This is a genomic window from Nocardioides sp. zg-1308 (assembly GCF_013155375.1).
GTDB classification, from domain to species: Bacteria; Actinomycetota; Actinomycetes; order Propionibacteriales; family Nocardioidaceae; genus Nocardioides; species Nocardioides renjunii.
On the sequence record NZ_JABJQY010000005.1, the window covers coordinates 467,507 to 477,190 of the forward strand.

A 9,684-nucleotide genomic window follows, 5' to 3' on the forward strand; every position below is an offset into this window, starting at 1 on the left:
ACGAACGGTAGGGCAGGACCCGGACGGACCGCTTCCTCTTTCGGGCGCGGCGATTCCGCACGACATGCACAGGTCTGTATAGTCATGCACATGTCCGTATCAGTCGCCGTCGCCGGAGCCAGCGGTTACGCAGGAGGTGAGGCCCTGCGCCTGCTCCTGGGGCACCCCGACGCCGAGATCGGGACCCTCACCGCCGGCTCCAACGCCGGTGAGCGGCTCGGCACGCTCCAACCGCACCTGGTCCCGCTCGCGGACACCGTCCTCGCCGACACCACGGTCGAGAACCTCGCCGGGCACGACGTGGTCCTCCTGGCGCTGCCGCACGGCCAGTCCGCCGCCATCGCACAGGCCCTCGGCGAGGACACCGTGGTCATCGACTGCGGAGCGGACTTCCGGCTCACCGACCCGGGGGAGTGGAGCGCGTTCTACGGCGGTGACCACGCCGGCTCCTGGCCCTACGGCCTGCCCGAGCTGCCCGGCCAGCGCGACCGGCTGCGCGGCGCCCGGCGCATCGCCGTCCCCGGCTGCTACCCCACCGTCTCGACCCTGGCCGTTGCTCCGGCCCTCGGCGCCGGGCTCGTGGAGCCGGACGTCACCGTCGTGGCCGCGTCCGGCACCAGCGGCGCCGGCAAGGCCGCCAAGCCGCACCTCCTCGGCAGCGAGGTGATGGGCAACGCCAGCGCCTACGGCGTCGGCGGCACCCACCGCCACACGCCCGAGATCGTGCAGAACCTCAGCGCCGTCCACGGAGCCCCGGTCGCGGTCGGCTTCACGCCGCTCCTCGTGCCGATGTCCCGCGGCATCCTCGCCACCGTCCAGGCGCCCCTCCTCGACGGAGTGACGCCGGGTGCGGTCCGCGACGCCTACGCCGCGGCCTACGCCGACGAGCCCTTCGTCCACGTGCTGCCGGAGGGCCAGTGGCCGCAGACCCAGTCGGTGCTCGGCTCCAACGCCGTGCAGGTGCAGGTGGCCGTCGACGAGCGCGTACGACGACTCGTGGCGGTGGCCGTGGTCGACAACCTGGCCAAGGGCACCGCCGGCGCCGCCGTCCAGTGCATGAACCTCGCCCTGGGCCTCGACGAGGCCACGGGGCTCTCCACGATCGGACTCGCTCCCTGATGAGTGTCACCCACCCCTCCGGCTTCACCGCCGCCGGCGTCGCTGCCGGCCTCAAGTCCACCGGCGCCCCCGACCTCGCCCTCGTCGTCAACGAGGGCCCGACCTCCGACTCCGCCACCGTCTTCACCGCCAACCGCTGCAAGGCCAACCCGGTGCTGTGGAGCCAGGAGGTCGTCAAGGACGGCGTCGTCAAGGCCGTCGTGCTCAACTCCGGCGGCGCCAACTGCTACACCGGCCCCGACGGCTTCCAGACCACCCACGCGGTCGCCGAGAAGGTGGCCGCCGGCCTGGGCGTCGGCGCCATCGACGTCGTCGTGTGCTCCACCGGCCTCATCGGCCTCGCCAACGACCGCGAGCAGCTGCTCGCCGGAGTCGAGGCGGCCACCGCCGCCCTGTCGGCCGACGGGGGAGCCGAGGCGGCCCGCGCGATCATGACCACCGACTCGGTCAGCAAGAACGTCGTGGTCGAGGGCGCCGGCTGGTCGATCGGCGGCATGGCCAAGGGCGCGGGCATGCTCGCACCGCAGCTCGCCACGATGCTGGTCGTGCTCACCACCGACGCGGTGGTGCCGGCGCCCGAGCTCGACACGGCCCTGCGGGCGGCGACGCGCGTCAGCTTCGACCGCCTCGACTCCGACGGCTGCATGTCGACCAACGACACCGTCACCGTCATGGCCAGCGGCGCCAGCGGCATCACACCCACCCCGGAGGACTTCACGGCCGCCCTCACCCAGGCCTGCACCGACCTCGCGATGCAGCTGCTCGCCGACGCCGAGGGCGCCGACCACGAGATCGCCATCACCACGCTCCACGCGGCGTCCGAGGACGAGGCGGTCGAGGTGAGCCGCAGCGTCGCGCGCAGCAACCTCTTCAAGGCCGCGATCTTCGGCCAGGACCCCAACTGGGGCCGCGTGCTGGCCAGCATCGGCACCACCTCGGCGCAGTTCGACCCCGCCGACCTCGACGTCGCCATGAACGGCGTCTGGGTGTGCCGCGAGTCCACCCCGGCCGAGGACCCGGCGTCCGTGGATCTCAGCGCCCGCGAGGTCAGCGTGACGATCGACCTCAAGTCCGGCGACGCCCGCGCCACCGTCTGGACCAACGACCTCACCCACGCCTACGTCCACGAGAACAGCGCCTACAGCTCATGACGACACCGACCCCCGAGACGACCTCGAGCCCCCGCCGCCCCGACCCCGCCAAGGCCCGGACCCTGGCGGCCGCCCTGCCGTGGCTCAAGCGCTACCACGGCCAGACGATCGTGGTGAAGTACGGCGGCAACGCGATGACCGACGAGTCCCTCAAGGTCGCGTTCGCCGAGGACATCGCCTTCCTGCGCTTCGCCGGCTTCAAGCCGGTGGTCGTGCACGGGGGCGGCCCGCAGATCTCCCGCATGCTCGACCGGCTCGGCATCGAGTCGGAGTTCCGCGGCGGCCTGCGCGTCACCACCCCCGAGGCGATGGACGTCGTCCGCATGGTCCTCGTCGGCCAGGTCCAGCGCGAGCTGGTCGGTCTCGTCAACCAGCACGGCGCCCTGGCCGTGGGGCTCTCCGGCGAGGACGCGGGCCTCTTCACCGCCGAGCCGGCCAACACTGTGGTCGACGGCGAGGAGGTCGACCTCGGCCTCGTCGGCGAGGTCGCCGAGGTCCGCCCCGAGGCGGTGCTCGACCTCATCGAGGCCGGCCGCGTGCCCGTCGTCAGCTCCGTCGCCCCCGACGTCAACGGCGTCGTGCACAACGTCAACGCCGACACCGCGGCCGCCGCCCTCGCCATCGCGCTCGGTGCGGAGAAGCTCCTCGTGCTCACCGACGTCGAGGGCCTCTACCGCGACTACGGCAACTCCGACGACCTGATCCAGGAGATCAGCCCCGAGGCGCTCGGCGAGATGCTGCCCACCCTCGACGCGGGCATGGTCCCCAAGATGCGCGCCTGCTACGAGGCCGTCACCGGGGGAGTGCCGCGGGCCACGGTGGTCGACGGCCGCGAGCCCCACGCGGTGCTGCTGGAGATCTTCACCGACGAGGGCGTCGGCACCCAGGTGCTGCCCGGCGTCCCGACGCGGATGCGCAAGCCCTACCCGACGGAGGACGAGGCATGAGCGACCTGCAGGAGCGCTACACCGGCTCCGTCATGAACACCTTCGGGACGCCCGCCCTCGCACTCGCGCGCGGCGCCGGTGCTCGCGTCTGGGACACCGACGGCAGGGAGTACGTCGACCTGCTCGGCGGGATCGCCGTCAACGCCCTCGGCCACGCCCACCCCGCGCTGGTCGAGGCGGTGACCACCCAGCTCTCGACGCTCGGCCACGTCTCGAACTTCTTCGCGACCGAGCCGCAGGTCAGCCTGGCCGAGACGCTGCTCGACCTGCTCGGCTGGACCGACGCCCGGGTGTTCCTCAGCAACTCCGGCGCCGAGGCCAACGAGGCCGCGCTCAAGCTCACCCGGCGCACCGGCCGGACCCGACTGGTCGCCGCGGAGGGCTCGTTCCACGGGCGCACGATGGGTGCGCTGTCGCTCACCTCCAAGGCGGCCTACCGGGAGCCCTTCGAGCCGCTGCCCGGCGACGTCACGTTCGTGCCCTACGACGACGTCGCCGCGCTCGAGGCCGCTGTGGACGACACCGTCGCGGCCGTCGTGCTCGAGCCGATCCAGGGCGAGGCCGGGGTCGTGGTCCCCTCCGCGGGCTACCTCGCCGCCGCCCAGCAGGTGGCGCACGACCACGGTGCCCTGTTCTGGCTCGACGAGGTGCAGACCGGCATCGGACGCACCGGCGCGTGGTTCGCCCACCAGCTGCTCGACGGCGTCGAGCCCGACGTCGTCACGCTCGCCAAGGGCCTCGGCGGGGGCATCCCGATCGGCGCCACGGTCGCGCGCGGCGCCGCCGCGACGCTGCTCCAGCCCGGCAACCACGGCACGACCTTCGGCGGGAACCCGGTCGCGTCCGCGGCGGCGCTCGCCGTGCTGCGGACGATCGGCTCCGACGACCTGCTCGCCGCCACCCGGGCCCGCGGCGACCAGCTCGCCGCACTGCTCGCCGCGCAGTCGGGCGTCGTGGAGGTCACCGGGGCCGGCCTGATGCGCGGCGCCGAGCTCGACGGCCCCTACGCCGCCCAGGCGGTGGCCGCGGGCCGGGACGCGGGCCTCATCCTCAACGCCACCGGGCCCTCGCGGCTGCGCTTCGTGCCGCCGCTGGTCATCACCAGCGACGACCTCGACGTCCTCGCCGCCGCCCTGCCCGCCGTCCTCCACACCGCGCGCACGGTCGCCGGCCTGCACCAGGAGACCCAGGAGACCCGCCCATGACCCGCCACTTCCTCCGCGACGACGACCTGTCGCCCGCCGAGCTGCTCGAGGTCCTCGACCTGGCGGCTGCGATGAAGGCCGCGCCCTTCGACCACAAGCCGCTCGCCGGACCCCGGACCGTGGCGCTCGTCTTCGACCGGCCGACGCTGCGCACCCAGGTGTCCTTCGCGGCCGGCATCGCCGAGCTCGGCGGCAACCCGATGACCGTCGACGGCGGCCTCGCCGCGATGGGCTCGCGCGAAGGCGTCGAGGACGTCGCCCGCATCCTCGGCCGGCAGGCGGCCGCCGTCGTGTGGCGCACCGCCCACCAGAGCGACGTGGTGACCATGGCCGAGCACGCCGGCGTACCCGTCCTCAACGCGCTGACCGACGAGTTCCACCCCTGCCAGCTCCTCGCCGACCTGCAGACCGTGCGCGAGCACAAGGGCCGGCTCGCCGGGGTCCGCGTCGCGTTCGTCGGGGACGGGGCCTGCAACATGGGCAACTCGTGGGTCCTGGCCGGAGCGGCCGCGGGCCTGCACGTCGTGGTCGGCGCGCCCGAGGGCTACGTCCCCGACGCCGCCGTCGTCGCCGACGCCCGTGCCGTGGCGCAGGACACCGGAGGGTCCGTCGAGCTGACCGTCGACCCCGTCGAGGCGGTCAAGGGGGCGGACGTGGTCGTCACCGACTCGTGGGTGAGCATGGGCCGCGAGGAGGAGTCGCAGGAGCGGCTGCGGATCTTCCCGCCCTACGGTGTCACCGAGGAGCTCCTCAGCCACGCCGACCCGGAGGCCATCGTCATGCACTGCCTGCCGGCCTACCGCGGCAAGGAGATCTCCGAGGCCGTCATCGAGGGCCCGCAGTCGGTCGTCTGGGACGAGGCGGAGAACCGCCGGCACGCCCAGAAGGCGGTGCTCACGTGGCTGCTGGAGCGGTCGCCGTGACCGCCGTGACGCCGCTGACCAAGAGCGCCCGCCACCAGCGGATCATCGACATCGTCACCGCCCACCCGGTGCGCTCGCAGACCGAGCTGGCCGACCTGCTCGCCGCCCACGGCGTTCGCGTGACCCAGGCCACGCTGAGCCGCGACCTCGTCGAGCTCGACGCCGTCAAGGTGCGCGGCGCCGACGGCGCGCTCGTCTACGCCGTGCCGGGGGAGGGCGGCGACCGCACCGTCTCCGCACCCCGCGACAGCGCCGCCGGCCGCGACCGGCTGGCCCGGCTGTGCGCCGACCTCCTCGTCAGCGCCGAGGCCAGCGCCAACCTCGTCGTGCTCCGTACGCCGCCCGGCGCCGCGCAGTTCCTGGCCAGCGCCTTCGACAAGGCCGACCTCGGCGACATCCTGGGCACGATCGCCGGCGACGACACGCTCCTGGTCGTCGGTCGCGACCCGGCCGGCGGCAACGCGCTGGCCCAGCGGTTCCTCGACCTCGCCAACGACCCGCACCACGCCCCCGGCTCCAGCACCCCCGCGGCAGCCACCCCAGCAGAGAAGGAATCCCTGTGAGCAAGGTCCTCACCTCCCTCCCCGTCGGCGAGCGCGTCGGCATCGCGTTCTCCGGCGGCCTCGACACCTCCGTGGCGGTCGCGTGGATGCGCGCCAAGGGGGCGGTGCCGTGCACCTACACCGCCGACATCGGCCAGTACGACGAGCCCGACATCTCCGGCGTGCCGTCGCGGGCCCTGCAGTACGGCGCCGAGCTGGCCCGCGCCGTCGACTGCCGCGCCTCGCTGGTCGAGGAGGGCCTGGCGGCGCTCGCGTGCGGTGCCTTCCACATCCGCTCCGGCGGACGCGCCTACTTCAACACCACGCCGCTGGGCCGGGCCGTCACCGGGATGATGCTGGTGCGCGCGATGCACGACGACGGCGTGGACATCTGGGGCGACGGCTCGACGTTCAAGGGCAACGACATCGAGCGGTTCTACCGCTACGGCCTCCTCGCCAACCCCGAGCTGCGCATCTACAAGCCGTGGCTCGACGCCGACTTCGTGCAGGAGCTCGGCGGGCGGCACGAGATGAGCGCCTGGCTGACCGAGCGCGACCTGCCCTACCGCGACAGCCAGGAGAAGGCCTACTCCACCGACGCCAACATCTGGGGCGCGACCCACGAGGCGAAGACCCTCGAGCACCTCGACGTCTCGCTCGAGACCGTGGAGCCGATCATGGGCGTCAAGTTCTGGGACCCGACGGTCGAGATCGAGACCGAGGACGTCACCATCCGGTTCGACCAGGGCCGCCCCGTCGCCATCAACGGCGAGACGTACGCCGACGCGGTGCAGCTGGTGCTGCGCGCCAACGAGGTGGGCGGGCGCCACGGTCTGGGGATGTCCGACCAGATCGAGAACCGCATCATCGAGGCCAAGTCCCGCGGCATCTACGAGGCCCCCGGCATGGCACTGCTGTGGATCGCCTACGAGCGGCTGCTCAACGCGGTCCACAACGAGGACACCATCGCCAACTACCACTACGAGGGCCGCCGGCTCGGCCGCCTGCTCTACGAGGGCCGCTGGCTCGACCCGCAGGCGCTGATGATGCGGGAGGCCATCCAGCGCTGGGTCGCCTCGCTCGTCACCGGCGAGGTCACCCTCCGGCTCCGCCGCGGCGAGGACTACACCGTGCTCGCCACCGACGGGCCGGCGTTCTCCTACCACCCTGACAAGCTGTCCATGGAGCGCACCGACAACGCCGTGTTCGGGCCGACCGACCGGATCGGGCAGCTCACGATGCGCAACCTCGACATCGCCGACTCGCGCAGCAAGCTGGAGCTCTACGCCACGCAGCCGCAGGACCAGGGCCACGTCCTGGTCGAGAACGGCAACCTGTTCGGCGAGATCGAGCCCGGGGGAGCGGACCGCATCGCCCGCGCCGGTGACGGCGACTCCCTCGACGACGAGGCGCTCGACCACGCCGCGATGGACGTCGGGAACGACTGATGGCCGACGCACCGCCGCCGACCGGGTCCGGCACCACCAACGAGGGCTCCCTGTGGGGCGGCCGCTTCGCGAGCGGCCCGTCGCCCGAGCTGCAGGCGCTGTCGCGGTCGACGCACTTCGACTGGCAGCTCACGCCGTACGACCTCGCCGGCTCGCGGGCGCACGCCAACGCGCTGCACCGGGCCGGGCTGCTGAGCGACGCCGACCACGGCGAGCTGCTGCGGGGACTCTCGGTGCTGGGGGAGCGGTACGCCGCCGGCGAGCTGCACCCCGCCGACACCGACGAGGACGTCCACGGCGCCCTCGAGCGGCTGCTCCTCGAGGAGGTCGGCACCGAGGTGGGCGGTCGGCTGCGCGCCGGACGCTCGCGCAACGACCAGGTCGCGACGCTGTTCCGGGTCTACCTGCGCGACCACGCCCGCACCGTCTCCGGACTGCTCCTCGACCTGGTCGACGTGCTGGCCGAGCAGGCGGCCGGCCACCTCGACGTGGTCATGCCGGGGCGCACCCACCTCCAGCACGCCCAGCCCGTGCTGCTCGCGCACCACCTGCTCGCGCACGCCTGGCCGCTGGTGCGTGACGTCGGGCGGCTGCGCGACTGGGACGCCCGCGTGGCCGGTGACTCGCCCTACGGCTCGGGCGCCCTCGCCGGGCAGACCCTCGGCCTGGACCCCGTCGCCGTCGCCGCCGAGCTCGGGTTCTCCGGCTCGTCCGCGAACTCGATCGACGGGACGGCTGCGCGCGACTTCGCCGCGGAGTTCGCCTACGTCACCGCGCAGGTCGGCGTCGACCTGTCACGGCTCGCCGAGGACGTCATCCTGTGGACCACGCGCGAGTTCGGCTTCGCCACGCTGCACGACTCGTGGTCGACGGGCTCGAGCATCATGCCGCAGAAGAAGAACCCCGACATCGCAGAGCTGGCGCGCGGGAAGGCCGGTCGGCTCATCGGCAACCTGTCCGGGCTGATGGCCACGCTCAAGGGGCTCCCGCTCGCCTACAACCGCGACCTGCAGGAGGACAAGGAGCCCGTCTTCGACTCGGTCCAGACCCTCGAGGTGCTCCTGCCGGCGGTGACCGGGATGGTCGCCACCCTGGTCTTCGACGGCGACCGGATGGCCGAGCTGGCCCCGCAGGGCTTCTCCCTGGCGACCGACGTCGCCGAGTGGCTGGTCCGTGAGGGCGTACCGTTCCGCGACGCCCACGAGGTGGCGGGTGCGTGCGTACGCCGTTGCGAGGAGCTCGGCTGCGATTTGCCCGATCTGACGGACGAGCAGCTGGCCGCCGTCTCGCCGTCGTTGACGCCCGAGGTGCGCTCGGTCCTGACCGTGGAAGGATCGGTCGGGTCCCGGTCCGGCCGCGGGGGGACCGCGCCCGTCCGGGTCCGCGAGCAGCTCGACGAGCTCCGCGCCGCGAGCGCCGCCCACCGTGCCCGCCTGGGCTGAGGGCGACCCGCTCGAGGTCGCCCCGCGGCTCCTCGGCGCGGTGCTCACCCACCGCGGCGTCTCGGTGCGCCTCACAGAGGTCGAGGCGTACGCCGGTCCCCAGGACCCCGGCTCCCACGCCTTCCGCGGCCGGACCGCACGCAACGCCGTGATGTTCGGCCCGTCGGGACGGTTGTACGTCTACTTCGTCTACGGCATGCACCACTGCGCCAACCTGGTCACCGGCCCCGACGGCGACCCGGGTGCCGTGCTGCTGCGAGCCGGCGAGGTCGTCGCCGGCACCGACCTCGCCCGCGAGCGCCGCCCCGGCAGCACCGACCGCGACCTGGCCAGAGGTCCGGCCCGTCTGTGCCAGGCCCTCGGCATCGACCTCACCGACAACGGGATCGTCCCCGAGCTGGCGGCGGGGGAACCTCCGGAGCAGATCAGCACCGGCCCGCGGGTCGGCCTGCGCCATGCGGCGGACCGTCCGTGGCGGTTCTGGGTGAGCGGTGATCGCACCGTCAGCACGTACCGCCCGGCGGCCCCGCGGCGTCCGGCGCGCCGCTGACCTGCGGATATGCCTTCATGGCCACCCCGGTTTTGCATGGTCGCCGAGGAGGGTCTAATGTTCTTCCTGTCGCCGCAAGCGGCGCCGCCTCCTGGCCAGAAGGTCAGATGAAGCGGAGACCAGCTGCGACCACACCGAAGTGCAAGGCTCATGAGTTTGACGGTGAGCCTGGCGCCCGGTAAGTTTGCTCAGGTTGCCCCGCGACCAGACCGGCCAGGCCGGCGAGGAACGGGTGCGTCTGATTCTTGAGAACTCAACAGTGTGTTTGATTAGTCGACGAATTAGTTTGTTATGCCCCGTTGACGTTGTTGGCTGGCTTGCCTTTGGGTGGGTTGGTTGATGGTGTCGCGGTTTCTT

At 72.8% G+C, this 9,684-nt stretch carries 9 protein-coding genes; all 9 read left to right on the forward strand.

Going from position 1 to position 9,684, the window contains the following annotated elements:
• Positions 1–90: 90 nt before the first annotated feature.
• The 9 genes from argC to HN031_RS20960 are packed head-to-tail and all read left to right on the forward strand — an operon-like array spanning position 91 to position 9,327.
• Positions 91–1,119 carry an N-acetyl-gamma-glutamyl-phosphate reductase gene (gene argC, locus HN031_RS20920; protein WP_172275050.1) on the forward strand — a complete coding sequence of 343 codons (1,029 nt, stop codon included), beginning with the start codon at positions 91–93 and terminating at the stop codon, positions 1,117–1,119.
• Positions 1,119–2,270: a bifunctional glutamate N-acetyltransferase/amino-acid acetyltransferase ArgJ gene (gene argJ, locus HN031_RS20925; protein WP_172275052.1), complete on the forward strand. Its 1,152-nt coding sequence runs from the start codon at positions 1,119–1,121 to the stop codon at positions 2,268–2,270. The genes argC and argJ overlap by 1 nt, the downstream gene beginning before the upstream one ends.
• Positions 2,267–3,217 (forward strand): acetylglutamate kinase, encoded by a 951-nt coding sequence (gene argB / locus HN031_RS20930; RefSeq protein ID WP_172275055.1) that lies wholly within the window; start codon positions 2,267–2,269, stop codon positions 3,215–3,217. Before argJ ends, argB begins: the two co-directional genes overlap by 4 nt.
• Complete coding sequence (locus HN031_RS20935) at positions 3,214–4,422, forward strand: acetylornithine transaminase (protein ID WP_172275057.1); 1,209 nt, start codon at positions 3,214–3,216, stop codon at positions 4,420–4,422. Before argB ends, HN031_RS20935 begins: the two co-directional genes overlap by 4 nt.
• Complete coding sequence (gene argF / locus HN031_RS20940; protein WP_172275060.1) at positions 4,419–5,345, forward strand: ornithine carbamoyltransferase; 927 nt, start codon at positions 4,419–4,421, stop codon at positions 5,343–5,345. Before HN031_RS20935 ends, argF begins: the two co-directional genes overlap by 4 nt.
• Complete coding sequence (locus tag HN031_RS20945; RefSeq protein WP_172275063.1) at positions 5,321–5,908, forward strand: arginine repressor; 588 nt, start codon at positions 5,321–5,323, stop codon at positions 5,906–5,908. Before argF ends, HN031_RS20945 begins: the two co-directional genes overlap by 25 nt.
• Positions 5,905–7,335, forward strand: coding sequence for an argininosuccinate synthase (gene argG, locus HN031_RS20950; RefSeq protein ID WP_172275066.1), 1,431 nt, complete (start codon positions 5,905–5,907; stop codon positions 7,333–7,335). The genes HN031_RS20945 and argG overlap by 4 nt, the downstream gene beginning before the upstream one ends.
• The gene (gene argH, locus HN031_RS20955; protein WP_172275068.1) at positions 7,335–8,777 is read left to right on the forward strand and encodes an argininosuccinate lyase; all 1,443 of its coding nucleotides are present in this window, start codon (positions 7,335–7,337) and stop codon (positions 8,775–8,777) included. Before argG ends, argH begins: the two co-directional genes overlap by 1 nt.
• Positions 8,761–9,327, forward strand: coding sequence for a DNA-3-methyladenine glycosylase (locus HN031_RS20960; protein ID WP_172275071.1), 567 nt, complete (start codon positions 8,761–8,763; stop codon positions 9,325–9,327). The genes argH and HN031_RS20960 overlap by 17 nt, the downstream gene beginning before the upstream one ends.
• Positions 9,328–9,684 lie beyond the last annotated feature (357 nt).